We start from the raw sequence: 17,313 nt of genomic DNA on the forward strand, positions 1-17,313 counted from the left end.
CTGCGTGCGGTCAAGCAAGTCATTGGCCCGCAAGCCGCAGACAATGGGGTGTGCTCAATATCGATCACGAAGAAAGAGATCATTGCGCTGCCTCCATATCTCCCACAGCGGCGGCCTGACGTTCCAGGGTCGCCTGCGCTTCCGCTCTGGCGCGGCGTGCGGCGATGAGCTCAGCCTGCGTTTCGGAATACGCCTGTTGTGCATCAAGGAGCTCAATCAGCGAGGACTTGCCGGCCCGGTACGAGAGTTCGGCAAGTCGCAAGGCTTCGCGTGCCTGGTTGATGGCGCTGCCTGCCAAAGCCGCGACGCGGGCATCAGCGGCATCGAGCGCGGCTCGCGCATTTGCAATCGCCGCTTGCGTGTTGGTCAAAACGCTATTTCGCCGCGCTTCGGCCGCTTGAATGTCCGACCGGGCGGCCGCGACATTACCTTGATTGCGATCGAACAACGGAAGAGGCACAGACAAGCTCGCGACCAACGCGCGATCGCCCGTTTCGCGAAGCTGCCGCACGCCGACGCCGACAGACGGATCGAGACGGCCTTCGGCGCGAGCTTGGCGCAATTGAGCGTCGGCGATTGCGCGCTCGGCTTCGGCGAGGCGCACGTCGAGTGTTTGTGAGGCGCTAACGATGGGAGGCGGAGGGAGGAGATCGCTCCCGACGAGTTCGGCCGGCGGTATATCCGTTCCGAAAAGCGCTGCAAGTGAACGGCGGGCGGCCTCCTCCTCCGCCTCTGCGGCGCGTAGCGCCGCCGTTGCTTGTGCGAGCGCTGCGTTGGCTCGCAAGCCGCGCAGCGGCGGCTCTTTTCCCGCGTCGACAAGTGCGCGTGCGACACGCGAGACTTCGCGTGCCCTTGCCTCATTCTCGCGGGCAAGGGCCAAGTTGTCACGCGCAGCTACGCCCAAGGCAAAGAGATGGCGAACCTGCAAACCGAGATCGGCGCGCGTAATCGCGAAGCGGTACTCCTGGACAGCGAGTTGGGCTTCGGCGAGCGTCATGCGCGCCCGCCGTCTTCCGCCGAGATCGAGCCTCTGATTCACGGAAACCGTGGTTTCCGTCCCGTTGAATCCCGAATAGGGGCCAGTGCCTGCAAAGTTTTCGACATCGACATTCAGGCTAGGATTGAATCGAAGCCCGGCCTGTTGCAGTCGTCCGCGAGCGGCTTCGACCTCAGCGCGAGCGGCAACCACCGCCGGGGACCGCGCCTCAGCTTCCTCGAGCGCCTGGGCAAGCGTAAGGACGGGGGGCAAAGGTTCTGTGCGAACCGAGGGCGGAACAAAGGGCGCTGGGGGGCCGACAATCGGCTGATCATCCACCTGGGCCGCGACGGATGTGGCCGACGCAGCCACGAGCGCCGCAGCCACAACGGCCGCAAAATTGGCATGCATGTATCAAGAACTCCCGACAAACCGAAATACGCCCGCACAGGACCGGGCGAGCTATCAGTTGTCAGGCCATTGGTGGTCTGAGGATATCAGAGCAGGCGGCCAGCGAAAGGCTCACGCTGTTTCGCACCGGAACGGGCTTCGACGCAGCTACAGGCTCCGATTCTGCATTGGCCATCATCGGAATTCCGATCTGATGACCGTGGCACCCGTGCAAATTGTTTGACGCCTTGGAGGGATCGGACTGGCCATCGTCCTTCTGCTTTGAAAGGCCTTCGCAACAATCAATCGAGACCGCCGTGCTCGAATTTTGGCCCGGCTCAGCGACATGCGCCATCGCACCCGCCGACAATCCGAAGGCGAGCAAAAGGCTGACAATGATAGAGAGCAACCTCTTCATTGGGACCCCCTAGCCTTGCGGAATGCGCAAGGGAAGAGAAAACTGTATTTGTGTTCAAATCATTGTCTGCGAACCGCAGCGGCTTGTATGATATACGGTCACATACGGCTTTTGCTTTCACACATTTATAGTCCCATCAGCTCTGTACTCATTCCCTTCGGAAAGGTAAGCAATAATAGGCGCCAACTATCGTACCCGTAGACCGCTATGTCGTCTTGCAAAGAGTCTTCTGATCGGTATGACGGAGTACCCTCGCTATCGCCGCCTGATGGGCGCGCCGATTCTATTTTTCGTCCGGAAGGGCTCGGCTGCTATGACTAAGAGAGAGCAGGTGCTTCGGAGGTCGGAGCCGGGAGAGCAAGATGCTTGAGATAGCCGAAGACGATGGCCTGGTCCGGATACGGGCAAGCGGAACACTTGCGGGCTCGGACTTTGATCGCTTCGTCCCCGTCTTCGAAAGCGTGTCCGGACGCAAACCGGGTAGGATCCCCATGATCATCGAGCTTGCGTCCGACTTTTCCGGTTGGGATGTCGGCGGTCTGTTGCGCGACCTGAAGTTTGACGCAAGGCACCATGACGCCTTTGGGAGAATGGCAATCGTCGGCCTGAAGGAGTGGGAAAAATGGGGAACTAATCTCATCGCTTCGCTCTTCCCGTTCGGAGAGATGGAGTTTTTCGAGCTGGCGGATATGCACGAGGCTGAAGCTTGGGCGCGCAACAAAAGCCGGGGTCGAAAGTCGTGAGCGGCGCCGATTTCAACCTGGGCTCGCCGGACAAGCGGCGCACGCTTTGGATCGTGCTCTGGCTAAACGTGGCCATTGCGGTTGGCTTCTTTGTGACGGGTTATCTTGGCGACTCTAACGCGCTCATTGCCAACGGACTCGACAACTCGTCCGACGCCATAGTGTACGGGCTTAGTCTCCTGGCCTTGACCCGATCGCAGAAGTGGAAGCGCGGGGCCGCACGCTTTTCTGGCATCATGCTGCTGGTTTTCGCCGGCGGTGTGATCGCTGATGCCATACGCCGGTTTATCGAGGGATCCGAGCCGGGCGGCCTCATGATGATGGGGATGGCGCTCTTGGCCGGCGTAATCAATCTCTGGTGCCTCTATCTCCTGAAGAAGTTGAAAGGCAAGGACGTCAATTTGCGTGCAGCGACGACTTTCAGTTTCAACGACTTCGTCTCCAACGGCGGGATCATCGTTGCCGGGATCGTAGTGATGGTGACCGGTGCCAATTGGCCCGATCTGGTCGTCGGCATCGCGGTTGCAGGTATCGCGCTGTATGGCGGTATCGATATCTTGCGCGACGCCCACCAGGATACTCACGAGGAGCGCGGAACCGTTCACGACGAGGACAAAGATTGACGCTCATCGAATCGCTATTTTCTTCGCAAGACCTCTCACACGTCTTGCTTCTGGCGATGTTCGCGAGTGTGGGGTTGATCGCTGGGATGGTTTGGGCCGAGTATAGCCGATATCAACCGAACCAGAACGACCTAACTGCGCCCGCCGCGGCGGGCGTCCTCTTTGCCCTTGTTGCAGTTGGGGTAATGCCATCTGCGCAGGCGGATTCCCGCCCTTGGCTTGTTTCTCTGCTCCTCTTGTTCGGCAGTGCGGCTTATGTGCTGCTCGGCATACTTTCCCGCTACATCGAAGATCGCTGGGTCAAAAGCTGCAAGGTTCCGGGGGACGTCAGAAAAGCATCGGGTGGGACCATCAGTGCGGCCGCGATTATTGATCTTATGAGATACGGTCTTGTGCTTGGAGCGGCCGCAGCTGCCTCCGCGACTTCCGCGATTATGGTGGCCACAGCATTGATTCTGGTCAATATTTCTGGGGCTCGTCGAACTTTCGCTGGATATCATCTACTAGATCTGAGACGCATGGACGGGGTTGCGATATTGGTTCTGTTCGCATTGGTGTTCATTAGCGTCGCGCTCCTCGTGTTCTGGAGTTTGCACGGATGGAACGCAATTGACCAGGCTTGGACCCTGATTTTCCTTGCAGGGTTTCTCCTTGCGGCATCGGCCAAGACCTTGCTCGAGCACGATGACGAAAAGTCTGAAAACCACAGAAAGTCGCTCCTCGCTTTTATTGTTGGGTTCGCAACCTTCGCGCTTTTCACTGCGGCGCTCGCGACAGCTTTCAAGGAATTTAAAATCCCCCAGACGGGTTTGGAGCATCCTAAAGAGCAATCCACAGGCGCGTTGGGCGCCGAACAGGCAAGCGGGGCAAAAAGATAATGGGAAAAGCTCACGGCCACGCCGGGCATAATCACGGCGAAGAGAACCTTAGCGATCGTCAGCTGATTTTTGCGGTAGCGATCAACATGCTGCTGACCGTCGCGCAGATCGTCGGCGGAATTGTATCGGGTTCGCTGGCGCTCATTGCCGATGCGTTGCACAATTTCAGCGATGCAGCCTCGCTCGGGCTTGCCTGGTTCGCCCGCCGGATCGGGCGCAGGCCGGCTGACAAGCTCATGACCTTCGGATACGCGCAGGGCGAGGTTGTCGCCGCGCTCATAAATCTGACGACGCTCTTGATCATTGGCTTCTACCTGATCGTCGAGGCGATCAACCGTTTCGCCGATCCGCAGCCTATCGAGGGCTGGACGGTCATCGGAGTGGCCGGCATCGCTCTGGTGATCGACCTGGTCACAGCATTCATCGTCTATCGCGGCTCGCATGACAGCATCAACATGAAAGCGGCATTCTTGCACAACGTCTCCGATGCACTGGCGTCGGTCGGAGTGATCGTCGCGGGCATCCTGATCTTGCTCTACGACCTTTATGTCGCCGATCTGGTCATCACACTGATTATCGCCGGATACGTCATCTGGCAGGGCGTCACGCTGATGCCGAGGACTGTGCGGCTGCTGATGGGCGCGGTGCCAGACGAGATCGAATTCGAGCGCATCGTCAAGGCGTTGGAGGATCAGGACGGCATTCTCAGCGTTCATCATGTTCACGTCTGGAATCTGGGTGAGCATGCACGCGCGCTTGAAGCGCATGTCGTTCTCGAGGCCGATACTCTGAAGCTGTTTGAAACGTTGAAGAACCGTGTGAAGGAGCATCTCGCAATCGATTTTCATATCCATCACGCAACGCTGGAACCCTGTCAGGAAAGCGAGTGCGAGCGAGCGCTAATTCCTGAACACCCGTCTCCTGGCATGCATTCACACGGTGAAGGACATTAGCGGTTTGCCGCAAGGGTGATTTGTCGGGGCGTTCAAGCGCTGCGATCCAGGAGTTTAGGTGATCGGGATGTCAGTTCTTGCCTATACGCTGATCCCTCTTGCCGCGATAATCTTGGGCGCCGCCTTTGCGATCCTGCGCAAACCGGGAGCCGCGTTCACGGCGGGCGTGCAGCATCTTGCGGCAGGGGTCGTATTTGCTGCTGCGGCCGGCGAAATCCTTCCCGACCTCAAGCATGCCCAGTCCCCTGTCGCGGTATTGGCTGGCGGCCTGGTCGGCGTTGGGCTCATGTTGCTGATCAGGAGAGTCGGCGAGAATTACCAAGGGCCGGTTGGTCTGACCGTTTTGATCGGTGTCGACCTGTTCATCGATGGGCTCGTGCTGGGGATTGGTTTTGTCGCTGCGCTGCAAACGGGTCTGTTGCTTACGATCGCGCTATCCCTGGAAGTCATGTTCATTGGTGTCGCGCTCGCTCTCGAGCTCCAGCAACGAAGTTGGTCGCGCGCCAAAATGCTGGGGACGATGGCGGCCGTGGGCTTGCTCCTGCCCATTGGAGCGCTGTTCGGGACGGCTGCGTCCGCTCTGCCCGCGCCCATGCTGGCGGGTTTGTTCGCGTTCGGCCTGGTTGCGTTGCTCTACCTGGTTACCGAAGAACTCCTGGTCGAGGCGCATGAGGCACCCGAAGGACCCATCGTCACCTCGATGTTCTTCGTCGGATTCCTCGCGTTGCTGATGCTCGAAGAAGGTCTGGCCGGATAGCAGAGATCTTCGGGTCGTGGCCGCCCGATATCAATCTCGATTTCGATCGATCTGTCGGGCCTAAGTCCCTGACCAAGAATGATGTCTATCACGCCATCAGCACGGGCAGAAAATCCCACAGCACGGCGACCCCGGCAAGGGCGATACCGAGTCCGGCAACGGAAACGATCGACCGTATACGCTTCCAGCGCCACAAGGCCGCGAGCGCAGCGAATGCAGCGAGCGTCAGCGCAAGCGTGATCCACAACACCACCGGATCGCCTGGCAGCACCGAGCTTACCGACCAGGCAAGTCCGAAATGCGCCGCCCAGACAGCCAGTGCGGCCGTCGCGGTCCACCAGTCGTGATCATTGTGAAAGTCGGCCGCCATCGCGTCAGCCCGGGAACAGGCGCAGGGCGAGGGTGAAGACCAACGCCATGAGTGCGGCGAAGAACAGGTAGCGCGAAACCACCTCCATCGTTGTGTTCGCGGGGGTTGTCAGCAGTCCGCGCCCGCTGCGGTATCCCAGATAGGCCGCCATGAGCACGCCGATCGCGGCAACGCAGCCTGCAAAGGCAAGCAGAGCGAAAACGGTCGCCCCCTGCCCGGTGGCGGCAGGCGCCAGAGCCTCGCTCTGCCAACCGGCTGCATCCCAGCCCAGCGCAGCGAGGAGCAGCGCGGCGGAGAATGCCTCCGTCATCCAGGGTAGCTGGCCCGCGAACGATCCCGGAGTGCGGGCCGCAAGCAGTCGCCGCCCTCCCCACGCTGCGGCCGCAGCGAACAATTCGAGCGCCGCGATCCCGGCTGTCTGGCCCAGTGGCGGAGCCCCGATCCAGACCTCGGGATGAATGCCGTACAGATAGAGATAGCTGAACAGGCCCATGAAGCCGATCATGCCCATGACAATCATCAGGACGTTCAGGGCCCACCAGCCGTGGCTGGACGGCCCTGTGATGGCGATCGGCACGGTAATTCCAGCCCCGATGTCGGCCATCTTCTGTGCAATTGGGCGGTCGGTCTCCCATAACCAGCGCAAGACGCATCCCACTGCGATCACGCCGCTGAACACGGCGAAGCCATAGGCCTGCACAGTCAGCGAGAGAAAGAAGCCGGCAGTGAAGACAGCCGCTCCCACCGGCCAGGGCGAAGGTCCCGGCATGAGTTGAAGATATTGCGGTTCGGCATTGACCGGCGAGGTAATGATCGTCTCGCGTAGTCCGGTGGCACTGTTGGGCAGGAAGTACCGCCCCACCTTCACGTCGTCGCAGATGCCGGGATCATCCCACAGCGGCTCGCGGCTCCGTACCAGGGGAATCGAGCGGGTGGAGTACATGCCCGTGGGCAGCCATTCGAGCGTCCCTGCGTCGTAGACGTTGCCGGCATCGTGATCGGTGGTGAAGCGGAAGTTGCGCAGCAGATCGAGCAGGAACAGCAGCACGCCGAGGGCGATGACGAATGCGCCTACGGTCGAGGTCAGGTTGAGCATATCGAGACCGCGTTCGGGCAGATAGGTATAGACGCGTCGCGGCATACCCATGAAGCCGGTCAGGTGCATCGGCAGGAATGTGATGTGCAGTCCGGTGAACATGAGCCAGAATACCCACTTACCCAGCCGCTCGGACAGCGGGTTCCTCGATGTCATGCCGTTCCAGTAGTAGAACGCCGCGAACATCGGAAAGACCATACCGCCTAGCAGCACGTAGTGCAGGTGTGCGACGATGAAGTAGGTGTCGTGCGCTTGCCAGTCGAACGGCACCATGCCTACCATCACCCCGGTCAGGCCGCCCATGACGAAGATAACGATCGATCCGACGACGAAAAGGGCCGGGGTGGACCAACGGATCCTGCCCGAAGCGAGTGTGGCTATCCAGCAGAAGACCTGAATGCCCGCCGGGAGCGAGACCGCCATGCTTGCCGCACTGAAATAGCCGGTCGAAACGCGCGGCATTCCCGTGGCGAACATGTGGTGCGCCCACACCCCGAAGCTGATGAACCCCGTCGCCACGAGCGCCAGCACGTTGAGCCGGTATCCCACCAGCTCGGTGTGCGCCACGGTCGCCACCATCATGCTCATCAGCCCCGCGGCGGGCAGGAAGATGATGTAGACTTCGGGATGACCGAAAAACCAGAACAGGTGCTGCCACAAGAGTGGATCGCCGCCGCGGGTGGGATCGAAGAATGGCCAGTTGAAGGCGCGTTCCAGTTCGAGCAGCAAGGTGCCCAGAATCACGCTCGGAAAGGCGACTACGATCATCACCGCGAATACCAGCATGGCCCACGCGAACATCGGCATCCGATCGAGCGTCATGCCCGGCGCACGGGTGCGTAGCACGCCGACGATGATCTCGATCGCGCCGGCGATCGCCGAAATCTCGATGAACCCTATGCCGAGCAACCAGAAATCGGTGTTGATGCCGGGGCTGTATGCGATCGACGTCAGCGGCGGATACATGAACCACCCGCCGCTGGGGGCGAGCCCTACGAAAAGCGAAGCGAAGAAACACAGTCCGCCCACCAGATATGCCCAGAAGGCATAGGCCGACAGACGCGGGAACGGCAGATCCCGCGCTGCCAGCATTTGTGGCAACAGCATTACCCCCAACGCCTCGACCATCGGCACGGCAAAGAGGAACATCATCACCGTGCCATGCATGGTGAAGAACTGATTGTAGGTTTCCGGCGCCAGGAAGCTCTGCAACGGTGCGGCGAGCTGCACGCGCATTCCCAGGGCAAGCACGCCCGCCAGCAGGAAGAACAGGAACGCGGTCGCGACGTAGAAAAAGCCAATATAATTGTTGTTGACGACCGTCAGCAGGCCCCATCCCTTCGGATTGGCCCAGATTCGCTCGAGTTCCTCCACCTCGCCTTCGGGCCGCGGACGGTGCGTGGGGAACAGCCGGTACAGATGGTGGTCGAAGCCTGTTTCCGACTTCATTTCTGCGTTTCCAGCCAGATCGCGATCGCGCCCAGTTCTTCGGCCGAAAGCGTGGGGTAGCTCGGCATTCGGTTTCCGGGCTTGATCGACTGGCTGTCGCCGATCCAGCCGATCAGCGTTCCGCGATTGTTAGGCAAAATCCCAGCGCCCAGAGTTAATCGGCTGCCGACATGCGTCAGATCCGGTCCGGCGAGGCCATTTGCCTCGGTTCCTTGGACGCGGTGACACGCCGCACAGCCGCTATCCATGAAAACTTGCCGCCCAGCCGCGGTCGCGTTACTGCGCCCGACTGGCGAGCGTACAGGGCGCAGGCCGGGCTGGTTCTCGCCGTCGATCACCGCCGCCGGCTCCGGCAGCGTGGGTGCCGTCCCGCCCGCCCGGCGCGCCGCAAGCCAGGCGGACCATTCGGCCGGTTCATGCGTCACGGTGACAAAACCCATCAGTGCATGGGCCGCACCGCAATACTCCGCGCACACTCCGCCGTATCGCCCTGGCTTGTCAGCCTGGACACGCAGCAGGTTGGTGCGGCCTGGAATCATGTCCTTCTTGCCCGAAAGGTGCGGAACCCAGAAGCTGTGAATCACGTCCGCGCTCTTGAGTTCGAACACGACCGGACGCCCCACCGGCAGATGGATTTCGTTCGCATCGCGCAACATCACATTGCCGGCGGAATCGAGATAGTCGACCCGAAACCACCACATTTCGCCCGTCACCCGGATACGCATCTCGTCTCCGGTGATGTCTTCGGTGAGTGCAGCAGTTAGCGTTAGCCCCCAGACCAGCAGCCCGGTCAGCACAAGCCCGGGAAAAGCAATCCCGCCGATCCAGACGGTCCTCTCGCCGCCAAGCTTTCTCTTGATCTGCGGCGGACCCTTGATCGCCACCCAGAGCGCAACAAGCACGACGCCCGTAACGACGAGCCCCATGCCAAGCAGCGCCCAGGCGAGCACCGTCACCCGTTCGGCATAAGGTCCGGCCGGATCGAGTACCGGCGGCGGCCAGCCCCAGAGCGCCTCAATCATCGTCGAAGCCGTACAGGTACGCCGCCACGTCGCGCGCCTCGGCTTCGTTCAGCGGCATTGGCGGCATCGTCGATCCAGGCTTCGCCGCTGGCGCGTTGCGCACGAAGGCGGCGAGGTTTTCCGGCGTGTTGGCCAGCGCCCCAGCTATGAGACCGGCGTCGTCGAAGCCCTCGAGCGAAGGCCCCGTGCGGCCTTGTGGCCAGGCAAGGCCGGGAATCGTGTGGCATGCGCCGCAGCCAACCCTGCTGATCGCTGCCAGACCGCGCTGTTCCTGCGCAGGAGGGAAGGTATAGCGCGATTGCGGCGGTTGCTTGCACGCGGTGAGCGTAAGAGCTCCACCCGTCAGCGCCAGGAGGCCAAAGATTTGTCGTGCGTCGACGCGAAAAAATGTGGCCGGGATCCTCATGCTGCTTTGAAAGCCAGTTGTCTGGCCGTAGGTTTGATGGCTGAATGAACTATACAGGCAACATACGAACTTGCCAGGGGCTGGCGGCGATGGCCCTTATGGCGCTCGCTTCTTGCGACAAACCCGAACCGACCGCTCCGGGTGCGTTCGAGACGACCGGAGAACTGATCGCTCTTTCGGGCGGAGACGCGGGTGCGGCCGGGGCTTGTGTCACTTGTCACGGACTGAAAGGGCGGGGTGACGGCAACCTGTCGCCCCGGCTCGCCGGACTCGATGCCGGGTACATCGCGCGCCAACTCGAATATTTCTCCGCAGGTCAGCGGCGCCATCCGCAGATGAGCTGGATTGCCGCGCGCCTGGACTGGCGCGCGCGGGTAAAGGTCGCGAACCACTACGCCGCGCTCCCGGTGCCGGAGGAGGAGGAGGGCGAATTTCTTTCGGTCGCCGCCTGCTCGCCCGCCATAGCCCGCCTCTACCAGCAAGGGGATGCGGTGCGCGAGATCGAGGCCTGCGCCGTGTGCCATGGCGCCAACGCGCGGGGCGTGGGCGCAGGCAACCCGCCGCTCGCCGGACAACCAGCGCCCTACCTGGTGCGCCAGCTGGAAAACTGGCGTTCGGGCGAGCGCTACGGCGATCCGCTTGATGCGATGACGCATGTCAGCCGTCTGCTTTCTGCGGCGGAGCTGGTGCCGCTTGCGGAGTATAGCGCACACCTGACGGATGCGAACGGGCGTCGGGAACCTCGGGCAATATGCCCTCCAACACGTCGTCGCGATCCCAGAAGTGGTGCTTGATTGCCGCGGCCGCATGCAACGGCACCAACAGCGACAGCGCGACAATGGTTATCACGTGCACATCTTCCGCATGGTCGAGCAGCCAGTATTGCCATTCGGGCGTGAGATCCTGGAACGGCATCGCCGGGACCGGGACCAGTCCCGCCAGCGAGAGCGGGCGCGCAGGCTGGATCGCGGACCACAGGACCCAGCCCGAAAGAGGGATCAGCACGAAGAGCGCGTAGAACGCTGCCTCTACAGCGTAGGCCAGAGTCGATCGCCAGCCCTGATTATCGGCAGCGTTTATCGGGCCCGGCACCATCAGGCGCCACAACAGCCGCAGCGCTCCCAGCAGGAGAAGCGTCAGCCCGATCTCCGAATGAAGGCGATAAGCCTCCAGCTTGTCCGGACCGACCATGTAGCGCTGCATCAGCCAGCCCGACCCGAGTTGATAGATCACGACCGCCGCCATGACCCAATGAAAGGCGACCCCCACCGGCGTGTACTTGCCCCGCCCGCGGTAACGCTCGGCCCAGTCGCGCAAGGAACTGATCATCGCGCCGGCTCGGGACAAAACGATCGGTAAAGGATCGTCAGTGCAGCCAACAGATAGATCAGGGAGGCGGGTGCCCACATCACCACGCCGGCGAGTTGCTGGTCCTCAAGCGGCGAAAGGCCCCATGCCTGGGTGGTCAGCCAGTGCGGGGCGTAAAGAGCCGTTCGGGCGAAGGTCAGCAGTGCGCCGAGCAGCCCCATCGCCACCATCGTTGCAAGCAGCGCGCCAACTGCCGCGGCTGCGGGCGCGCGAACCACTTGCGCCCACCAGATCGCAGCCGTGCCGGTGATCGTGATCTGCATTGCCCAGAATACCGCATCATAGCTCATAGCCGCCGCGTAAAGCGGGGGTGCGTGCCACACCAGAAACACCAGCGCATGCACCGCAGTATAAAGGGCGAGCGAGCCGTGAACCGCACGACGCTCCAGTGCGAAGGCTTTCATGACCAGTGGAGCGAGCAGCGCGACCAGGATAACGTCATGGACGACACGGATGGTAAACAGAGCAGAACCAAGCACGCAGAACGGGCTGAGAAAGAGAAACAGCGCGGTCAGGCCTGCGCCTGTCGCGCTTTTTTTCGCTTCGTGATCGCCCCAGCGGGACCACATCGCGACTGCCAGAACGAATCCCAGGCCGAGCAGCGGATCGCCATTCCAGCGCGCAAGCCATTCGCCCGGCGCGGGCGCGGCACCGCAGTATGGACTCCACATCGTCGTTGCGTCTGCCAAGGTCGGTCTCGCTGGCATAATCTATCTCGGCATCAGCCGATGCCTCATCCTAGAGGCGTTACGATGAGCAAACAACAATTGCCGCTGGCGCAACAGGCACTAATTCACGACCGATATCTGCCCGACGCCTTCACCGTCCAGCATATTCGCTGATCGCCGCTCTCCTAGTTGCTTGCTTGCGTTGCTATGGCCTGACGAAGTCGGCGAAATCCACTTCAGTCCGGTATGGCAGCGCACCCTCTGGATCGCGCTTTTAATCAATGCCATCAGGTCCGGGGTCGAAATCGTAGCGGGCATGGCGGATTCGCGCGTCCTGCAGACCGATGCACTCGACTTTCTGGGAAAATGTTGCACTACGCCATCAGCCTCGGAGTGGCCGGAATGGCGCTCGCTTGGCGAAGACGCGCGGCGCTTGCCAAGACCGCGACTATGTTCGCTTTCGGCGTCTGGGTGCTGGGTTCCGCGATCTGGGCTTCCCTGAAGGCGCATCGCCGGATGCCGGGACGATGGGCATTATCGGCAGCGCGGCTCTTCTGGCGAACCTGACGGTTGCGGTGCGGCTGTTTCGCTTTCGCACCGGGACGCGAACATGCGCTTGGTGTGAATCTGCTCGCGCAAGGACGCGATCGGCAGTGTTGCCGTCCTGGGAGCAGCGCCGGGTGTCTTCGGAACAGGCCGTGCATGGCCAGACCTCACTGCGGCCGCCATGGTGGGCCCGGCCGTTTAGGAAAGCATCGAAGTCTTCGGTCAGGCTTGCGGCGAACTGCGCTAAGCCTGAGCCGAGGCATCGCCGGAGTGGGAGCGCTATTCAGGCGATAGCACAAACGAGGAGTGCGAATGCAGCGATTGCTGGATGTCTTCGGAACCGGCGCAGGAATGCTGTGGCAGGCTTTCTGGGTGCTGGTGAAGGGCGCTCCTCCCGCTATGCCATCGCCGTCCTGATCGCCTCCACCAACTTGCTTATCTAACTCGGCGTGATGCGACGGCTCATTTCACTTTTCGAGTAGGACGGCGGCAAATTTCTTCGTGGGTCTACGCGCTGGTTCCAGCGCATTCGCAATCGGCTTCCGTGGTGCTTGGTCTATCGAACCTGCGAGCTGCTCGGAGCCCGCATAGAGTACAGATTCGACTATCGCAAAGAATGTCAGAACCAGGATCTGGGCCGTGGCCACGCTCCTGTCGAAAGCCTTGCGGCTGTTATCTTATGGCGTTCTTCGGCTGCCCTGTTCTCGAGAGCTGACCTATGGATTCCATCAGGGCTCATTCGTGATCGCTTCCCGGAGAAAGCGCACGCAATATATCGCAATCGCCGATCGAACCGCCGGCGCAGGAGTCCACGAGCCCGGTCAACTCCCGTCGCAAGGCGGTCAGATCGGCGATCTTGCGATCGATCGCGGCGAGATGCTGAACCGCGATCGCATCGACCGTGGCACAGTTTTCCCCGGGGCTACGCGTGAGATTCATCAGCTGGCTGACCTGATCGAGCGAGAAACCCAGATCGCGCCCTCGCTTGATGAAGGTGAGCCTTGCGAGCGACGCCCTGTCGTATTCACGGTAGTTGCTGGCACTGCGACCCGGCTCTTCGAGCAGCCCCGCTTTCTCGTACCAGCGGATCGTTTCCACACGGACGCCTGTCCGACGTGCCAGTTCACCGATGCGCATTGATCCGGCCCCTTGACCCTATAGTGACTTCAGGGTGCATATGGTGGAACCATGACCGATTCCAACACCGACAGGTACACCAATGGCAGGATGTGATTGCACGCCGAGCGATGAACCCGCCGACGATCCCCAGTGGCGCCGGGCGCTCTGGATCGCGTTGGCGATCAATCTGGCGATGTTCGTGGGGGAAATCGGCGCGGGGCTGATCTCGGGCTCGCAAGCGCTGCGGGCCGACGCCCTGGATTTTCTCGGCGATGCAGCCAATTACGCCATCAGCCTCGGTGTTGCCGGTTCGGTCCTTGCATGGCGCGCGAAGGCGGCGCTCGCCAAGGGCGCGACGCTCGCGCTGCTGGGCCTGTTCGTGCTGGTCTCGACCGGTATCGCGCTGATGAACGGAACCGTGCCGCGGGCCGAGCTGATGGGGGTCGTGGGGGTCATCGCGTTGATCGCCAATGGCGCGGTGGCGATCATGCTGTATCGTTTTCGCACGGGCGACGCCAACCGGCGTTCGGTCTGGATTTGCTCGCGCAATGACGCGATCGGCAACATCGCCGTGGTTGCCGCTGCCGCAGGTGTATTCGGGACCGGCACGGCCTGGCCCGATCTTATCGTCGCCGCGATCATGGCGGCGCTCGGCCTGTCCGGCGGGTGGCAGATCACGAGGCACGCACTGCGCGATCTCGCCGAAGCGTCACGTTCGTCCGGCACATCGGCCAAGGCTCATTTTAAGAATGCTTCGCAATAGCCTTGACCCTGTAGCGGCTTCAGGGTGTATGCGCGCCACATGACGAATCTCGGATCGAATCGCATTATGCGCCGGCTGGGCGGATTTCTGGCAGTCCTGCTCCTTGCCGTAGCATCGGGACTCGTGGCGTCGCCTGCGGCAGCCCAGGCGCTCGAGCCGGCGACCGCGCAACGGGTCGGCACGACTTGGAAGCTCCTCGATTACATCGCGGTCGACTACGAGGGCGCGGTGTCGCAGGGCAAGGTCACCAGCGACGGCGAATATGCCGAGATGCAGGAGTTCGCGGCCACGATCGCAGACGAGATCGGTGCACTGCCCGACCGGCCGAAGAAGGCCGAGCTCGTCCGCGAGGCGCGCGTCCTGCGCGACCAGATCGCCGCGAAAGCTCCAGCGGCGCGGATAGCTTCGACCTCCCACACGATCTCCGGCGTGCTGCTCGAGGCCTATCCCGTCCCGGTCGCGCCTTCGAAAGCGCCAAACGTCGCGCGCGGTGGGGCTCTCTTTGCCGATAACTGTACCGCCTGCCATGGCACGAGCGGCAACGGCAAGGGACCCGATGCTGCCGGGCTCGAAACGCCGCCGGTTGCGTTCACCGACGCAGCCCGCGCGCGCAAGCGCAGCCTCGCGGCACTGGAGCAGGTCATCTCGCAAGGGATCGACGGCACCGCGATGCAGAGCTTTCGCGACCTTCCTCCCGAGGATCGCTGGGCGCTCGCCTTCCGCGCCGGCGAGTTCGCTTTTTCTCAGGCCGACGTGCGCCGCGGCGAGAAATTGTGGCAAAGCAGCGCCGACATTCGCGCGAGAATTCCCGACCTCAAGGCTCTGGTCACGACCACCCCCGAAACGCTGGGCGAGCAGATCGGGCAGGCGCGGGCCGACGCCGTCATGGCCTATCTTCGCGTGAATCCCGAAGCTGTGACGGCGCGGGCTTCGGGCGATGCCGGCAAAGCCATGGCTACGACTCGCGCCAAGCTCGCGGCGAGTGTGGACGCCTATCGCTCCGGAGACGTTGAGCAGGCCAAGACGCTCGCTTTATCGGCCTATCTCGACGGTTTCGAACCCCTTGAGCCGCTGCTCAGCGCCAAGGACGCTGCACTGATGGCCAATCTCGAAACGCGCATGGGCGCATTCCGGGCAGCGATCGGCGAAGGCATCGCGCCCGATGCCCTGGCGGCGCAGGCAGGAGCGATCGACACGCTCCTCGATGACGCTGAGCGCGCCCTTGCTCCAGGCGCATCGAGCGCCGTCACGACCTTCGCCGGCGCCTTTGCCGTCCTGTTGCGCGAAGGCCTCGAGGCGCTGCTCATTGTCGTGGCGATGATGGCGTTCCTCGAAAAGGCCGACCGCAAAGACGTGTTGCGCTACGTCCACGGCGGCTGGACGAGCGCTCTCGTTGCCGGAGGAGCGACCTGGCTGGTGGCCACCTATGCGATCGGCATTAGCGGCGCGAGCCGCGAGCTGACCGAAGGGTTCGGCTCCCTGTTTGCCGCGGTCGTGCTGCTGTCGGTGGGCATCTGGATGCACGGCAAGGCGCAGGCCGGCCAATGGCAGCGGTATATTGAGGAAAAGCTCGCAAGGGCGCTTGGCGGCCAGTCGGGATGGTTGCTGTTCGGCCTCGCCTTCGTGGTCGTATACCGCGAGGTATTCGAGACAATCCTGTTCTTTGCCGCCTTGTGGTCGCAGGGCAACGGAGCGGCGATGCTCGCTGGAACTGTCGCCGCCGTGCTCGTGCTCGCCGGCCTCGCGTTGGCGATGCTGCGGTACAGCCGGCAGCTGCCGATCGCCAGCTTCTTCCGCTACAGCTCCTGGCTGATGGCCGCGTTGACAGTGGTGCTGGCGGGCAAAGGTGTCGCCGCATTGCAGGAAGCGGGCTGGATCGATATCGCGCCCGTCTCTTATGTGCCGCGACTTTCGATCTTGGGACTTTTCCCCACGCTCCAGACGGTCGCGGCGCAGATTCTCGTCCTCCTTGCACTCATCGTTGGCTTTACGGTCAATCGTCGCCGTGTCGCAGCAGACTGACTAACTTCGAACGGCACAATGCTCGGACCTTGAAAGAACTAGCGCTTCTGTAAACCCGATCCTGCGCATCATCCACAGCACTGCGGTAGGATGGCGATCCACATAGCAATGGAGATCAGGAAGAATTGGAAATGATCGTCGCCTTCGGCGAAGATACGGGCCACGGGACGCCGTATGGCCCGCATGGACGCAATGTCCAGTCCGAAGAAAGCGCCGCAGCCACCGCATGAGAAACGGTGACACAGGCCCTCACCGCTGCAGAAGCGATAGAGCATCACGGCGACGGCTCCATTAACAACGAGCGCGGCAACGCCGACCACGCCCATCACATGCGCTTCCGCTGGCGCGCCATTCCAGATCGACCAGACAGTGCTTCCCAACACCTAAAGGCCGAGGGCGGCGAGCGTTGCTCCCTTGAGCAGCGCGGCGCGCGCACGCCACATCAGCACCATTCCTGCGACCCAAAGACTGATCGCATAATTTGCGGCGTCGCCGAGGAAATCGAGCCCGTCAGCAAGCAGCGCCTGCGATCCCGCTGTCACGCCCGCCACGAGCTTGACCAGGAATATCCCTACGTTGATCACGAGCGCGATCCAGCGTGCGAGGCGCCAGCGTGGCGCGTTGGTGGGAGGATCGGTTACGGAATGCCGCATCTTGGGGGCCCTTGCTCCGGTATGATGCAGCTGCGCCGCAAGGCCGCTCGATCAAATGTGGCAAGTGTCAGAGAGATTGAAGTGGGGCCCCTA

Annotated in this window: 18 protein-coding genes and 2 pseudogenes; 9 read left to right on the plus strand and 11 right to left on the minus strand. The window is 62.0% G+C overall.

Annotated elements, in window-relative coordinates; genetic code table 11:
• Positions 1 to 79: 79 nt before the first annotated feature.
• Positions 80 to 1,387 (minus strand): TolC family protein, encoded by a 1,308-nt coding sequence (locus tag MKP08_RS14075; RefSeq protein ID WP_241555666.1) that lies wholly within the window; start codon positions 1,385 to 1,387, stop codon positions 80 to 82.
• Between the two features lie 61 nt (positions 1,388 to 1,448).
• Positions 1,449 to 1,784 carry a hypothetical protein gene (locus MKP08_RS14080; RefSeq protein WP_241555667.1) on the minus strand — a complete coding sequence of 112 codons (336 nt, stop codon included), beginning with the start codon at positions 1,782 to 1,784 and terminating at the stop codon, positions 1,449 to 1,451.
• A 362-nt stretch (positions 1,785 to 2,146) separates the two neighbouring features.
• On the opposite strand from MKP08_RS14080, the gene MKP08_RS14085 reads away from it, so the two are divergent.
• The 5 genes from MKP08_RS14085 (at position 2,147) to MKP08_RS14105 (ending at position 5,738) form a co-directional block, all read left to right on the plus strand.
• The gene (locus tag MKP08_RS14085; protein ID WP_119082023.1) at positions 2,147 to 2,527 is read left to right on the plus strand and encodes an STAS/SEC14 domain-containing protein; all 381 of its coding nucleotides are present in this window, start codon (positions 2,147 to 2,149) and stop codon (positions 2,525 to 2,527) included.
• Positions 2,524 to 3,150 carry a cation diffusion facilitator family transporter gene (locus tag MKP08_RS14090; protein WP_119082024.1) on the plus strand — a complete coding sequence of 209 codons (627 nt, stop codon included), beginning with the start codon at positions 2,524 to 2,526 and terminating at the stop codon, positions 3,148 to 3,150. The genes MKP08_RS14085 and MKP08_RS14090 overlap by 4 nt, the downstream gene beginning before the upstream one ends.
• The gene (locus MKP08_RS14095) at positions 3,147 to 4,028 is read left to right on the plus strand and encodes a hypothetical protein (RefSeq protein WP_241555668.1); all 882 of its coding nucleotides are present in this window, start codon (positions 3,147 to 3,149) and stop codon (positions 4,026 to 4,028) included. The genes MKP08_RS14090 and MKP08_RS14095 overlap by 4 nt, the downstream gene beginning before the upstream one ends.
• On the plus strand, positions 4,028 to 4,981 hold the full coding sequence (locus MKP08_RS14100; protein ID WP_119082026.1) for a cation diffusion facilitator family transporter: 954 nt from the start codon (positions 4,028 to 4,030) through the stop codon (positions 4,979 to 4,981). The genes MKP08_RS14095 and MKP08_RS14100 overlap by 1 nt, the downstream gene beginning before the upstream one ends.
• A gap of 67 nt (positions 4,982 to 5,048) precedes the next feature.
• Positions 5,049 to 5,738, plus strand: coding sequence for a ZIP family metal transporter (locus tag MKP08_RS14105; RefSeq protein ID WP_119082027.1), 690 nt, complete (start codon positions 5,049 to 5,051; stop codon positions 5,736 to 5,738).
• 88 nt (positions 5,739 to 5,826) lie between these two features.
• Here MKP08_RS14105 and MKP08_RS14110 read toward each other — a convergent pair whose 3' ends face one another.
• Genes MKP08_RS14110 through MKP08_RS14125 form a run of 4 tightly spaced genes read right to left on the minus strand, consistent with a single transcriptional unit; the run spans position 5,827 to position 10,081 of the window.
• Entirely contained in the window at positions 5,827 to 6,108 is a 282-nt protein-coding gene (locus MKP08_RS14110; RefSeq protein ID WP_119082028.1) for a hypothetical protein, read from the minus strand.
• A 4-nt stretch (positions 6,109 to 6,112) separates the two neighbouring features.
• A complete protein-coding gene (locus tag MKP08_RS14115) occupies positions 6,113 to 8,653 on the minus strand; it encodes a cbb3-type cytochrome c oxidase subunit I (protein ID WP_241555669.1) in 2,541 nt (846 codons plus the stop codon).
• Entirely contained in the window at positions 8,650 to 9,675 is a 1,026-nt protein-coding gene (locus MKP08_RS14120; protein ID WP_241555624.1) for a cytochrome c oxidase subunit II, read from the minus strand. Before MKP08_RS14120 ends, MKP08_RS14115 begins: the two co-directional genes overlap by 4 nt.
• Complete coding sequence (locus MKP08_RS14125) at positions 9,668 to 10,081, minus strand: cytochrome c family protein (protein WP_241555625.1); 414 nt, start codon at positions 10,079 to 10,081, stop codon at positions 9,668 to 9,670. Before MKP08_RS14125 ends, MKP08_RS14120 begins: the two co-directional genes overlap by 8 nt.
• 98 nt (positions 10,082 to 10,179) lie before the next feature.
• Between MKP08_RS14125 and MKP08_RS14130 the strand changes: the two are divergent.
• Positions 10,180 to 10,686: pseudogene (locus tag MKP08_RS14130) on the plus strand (cytochrome c); the annotation flags it as partial.
• A gap of 52 nt (positions 10,687 to 10,738) precedes the next feature.
• Here the strand turns inward: MKP08_RS14130 and MKP08_RS14135 are convergent.
• Together MKP08_RS14135 and MKP08_RS14140 are read right to left on the minus strand one after the other, a co-directional pair.
• On the minus strand, positions 10,739 to 11,410 hold the full coding sequence (locus MKP08_RS14135; RefSeq protein ID WP_241555626.1) for a cytochrome b: 672 nt from the start codon (positions 11,408 to 11,410) through the stop codon (positions 10,739 to 10,741).
• Positions 11,407 to 12,138, minus strand: coding sequence for a cytochrome c oxidase assembly protein (locus tag MKP08_RS14140; RefSeq protein ID WP_241555627.1), 732 nt, complete (start codon positions 12,136 to 12,138; stop codon positions 11,407 to 11,409). Before MKP08_RS14140 ends, MKP08_RS14135 begins: the two co-directional genes overlap by 4 nt.
• Positions 12,139 to 12,310: 172 nt before the next feature.
• Between MKP08_RS14140 and MKP08_RS14145 the strand changes: the two are divergent.
• Positions 12,311 to 12,865 (plus strand): annotated as a pseudogene (locus MKP08_RS14145) (cation transporter).
• A gap of 533 nt (positions 12,866 to 13,398) precedes the next feature.
• Here the strand turns inward: MKP08_RS14145 and MKP08_RS14150 are convergent.
• Complete coding sequence (locus MKP08_RS14150) at positions 13,399 to 13,800, minus strand: helix-turn-helix domain-containing protein (protein WP_241555628.1); 402 nt, start codon at positions 13,798 to 13,800, stop codon at positions 13,399 to 13,401.
• Positions 13,801 to 13,882: 82 nt separating this feature from the next.
• Between MKP08_RS14150 and MKP08_RS14155 the strand changes: the two genes are divergently transcribed.
• Together MKP08_RS14155 and MKP08_RS14160 are read left to right on the plus strand one after the other, a co-directional pair.
• On the plus strand, positions 13,883 to 14,545 hold the full coding sequence (locus MKP08_RS14155; protein ID WP_241555629.1) for a cation transporter: 663 nt from the start codon (positions 13,883 to 13,885) through the stop codon (positions 14,543 to 14,545).
• A gap of 66 nt (positions 14,546 to 14,611) precedes the next feature.
• Positions 14,612 to 16,567 carry a cytochrome c/FTR1 family iron permease gene (locus MKP08_RS14160; protein ID WP_241555630.1) on the plus strand — a complete coding sequence of 652 codons (1,956 nt, stop codon included), beginning with the start codon at positions 14,612 to 14,614 and terminating at the stop codon, positions 16,565 to 16,567.
• A gap of 68 nt (positions 16,568 to 16,635) precedes the next feature.
• Here MKP08_RS14160 and MKP08_RS14165 read toward each other — a convergent pair whose 3' ends face one another.
• Both MKP08_RS14165 and MKP08_RS14170 read right to left on the minus strand, forming a co-directional pair.
• Entirely contained in the window at positions 16,636 to 16,893 is a 258-nt protein-coding gene (locus MKP08_RS14165) for a hypothetical protein (RefSeq protein ID WP_241555631.1), read from the minus strand.
• A 57-nt stretch (positions 16,894 to 16,950) separates the two neighbouring features.
• The gene (locus tag MKP08_RS14170) at positions 16,951 to 17,220 is read right to left on the minus strand and encodes a cation transporter (protein WP_241555632.1); all 270 of its coding nucleotides are present in this window, start codon (positions 17,218 to 17,220) and stop codon (positions 16,951 to 16,953) included.
• Positions 17,221 to 17,313 lie beyond the last annotated feature (93 nt).

Source organism: Erythrobacter sp. LQ02-29 (assembly GCF_022576075.2).
GTDB lineage: Bacteria > Pseudomonadota > Alphaproteobacteria > Sphingomonadales > Sphingomonadaceae > Alteriqipengyuania.

What these genes read in the sequence shown, in the direction of transcription:
- MKP08_RS14170 (WP_241555632.1), bottom strand. Translation starts at nt 17,220, where the DNA reads ATGCGGCATTCCGTAACCGATCCTCCCACCAACGCGCCACGCTGGCGC.
- MKP08_RS14120 (WP_241555624.1), bottom strand. Translation starts at nt 9,675, where the DNA reads ATGATTGAGGCGCTCTGGGGCTGGCCGCCGCCGGTACTCGATCCGGCC.
- MKP08_RS14080 (WP_241555667.1), bottom strand. Translation starts at nt 1,784, where the DNA reads ATGAAGAGGTTGCTCTCTATCATTGTCAGCCTTTTGCTCGCCTTCGGA.
- MKP08_RS14075 (WP_241555666.1), bottom strand. Translation starts at nt 1,387, where the DNA reads ATGCATGCCAATTTTGCGGCCGTTGTGGCTGCGGCGCTCGTGGCTGCG.
- MKP08_RS14155 (WP_241555629.1), top strand. Translation starts at nt 13,883, where the DNA reads ATGGCAGGATGTGATTGCACGCCGAGCGATGAACCCGCCGACGATCCC.
- MKP08_RS14115 (WP_241555669.1), bottom strand. Translation starts at nt 8,653, where the DNA reads ATGAAGTCGGAAACAGGCTTCGACCACCATCTGTACCGGCTGTTCCCC.
- MKP08_RS14085 (WP_119082023.1), top strand. Translation starts at nt 2,147, where the DNA reads ATGCTTGAGATAGCCGAAGACGATGGCCTGGTCCGGATACGGGCAAGC.
- MKP08_RS14125 (WP_241555625.1), bottom strand. Translation starts at nt 10,081, where the DNA reads ATGAGGATCCCGGCCACATTTTTTCGCGTCGACGCACGACAAATCTTT.
- MKP08_RS14165 (WP_241555631.1), bottom strand. Translation starts at nt 16,893, where the DNA reads ATGGGCGTGGTCGGCGTTGCCGCGCTCGTTGTTAATGGAGCCGTCGCC.
- MKP08_RS14160 (WP_241555630.1), top strand. Translation starts at nt 14,612, where the DNA reads ATGCGCCGGCTGGGCGGATTTCTGGCAGTCCTGCTCCTTGCCGTAGCA.
- MKP08_RS14135 (WP_241555626.1), bottom strand. Translation starts at nt 11,410, where the DNA reads ATGATCAGTTCCTTGCGCGACTGGGCCGAGCGTTACCGCGGGCGGGGC.
- MKP08_RS14105 (WP_119082027.1), top strand. Translation starts at nt 5,049, where the DNA reads ATGTCAGTTCTTGCCTATACGCTGATCCCTCTTGCCGCGATAATCTTG.
- MKP08_RS14110 (WP_119082028.1), bottom strand. Translation starts at nt 6,108, where the DNA reads ATGGCGGCCGACTTTCACAATGATCACGACTGGTGGACCGCGACGGCC.
- MKP08_RS14100 (WP_119082026.1), top strand. Translation starts at nt 4,028, where the DNA reads ATGGGAAAAGCTCACGGCCACGCCGGGCATAATCACGGCGAAGAGAAC.
- MKP08_RS14150 (WP_241555628.1), bottom strand. Translation starts at nt 13,800, where the DNA reads ATGCGCATCGGTGAACTGGCACGTCGGACAGGCGTCCGTGTGGAAACG.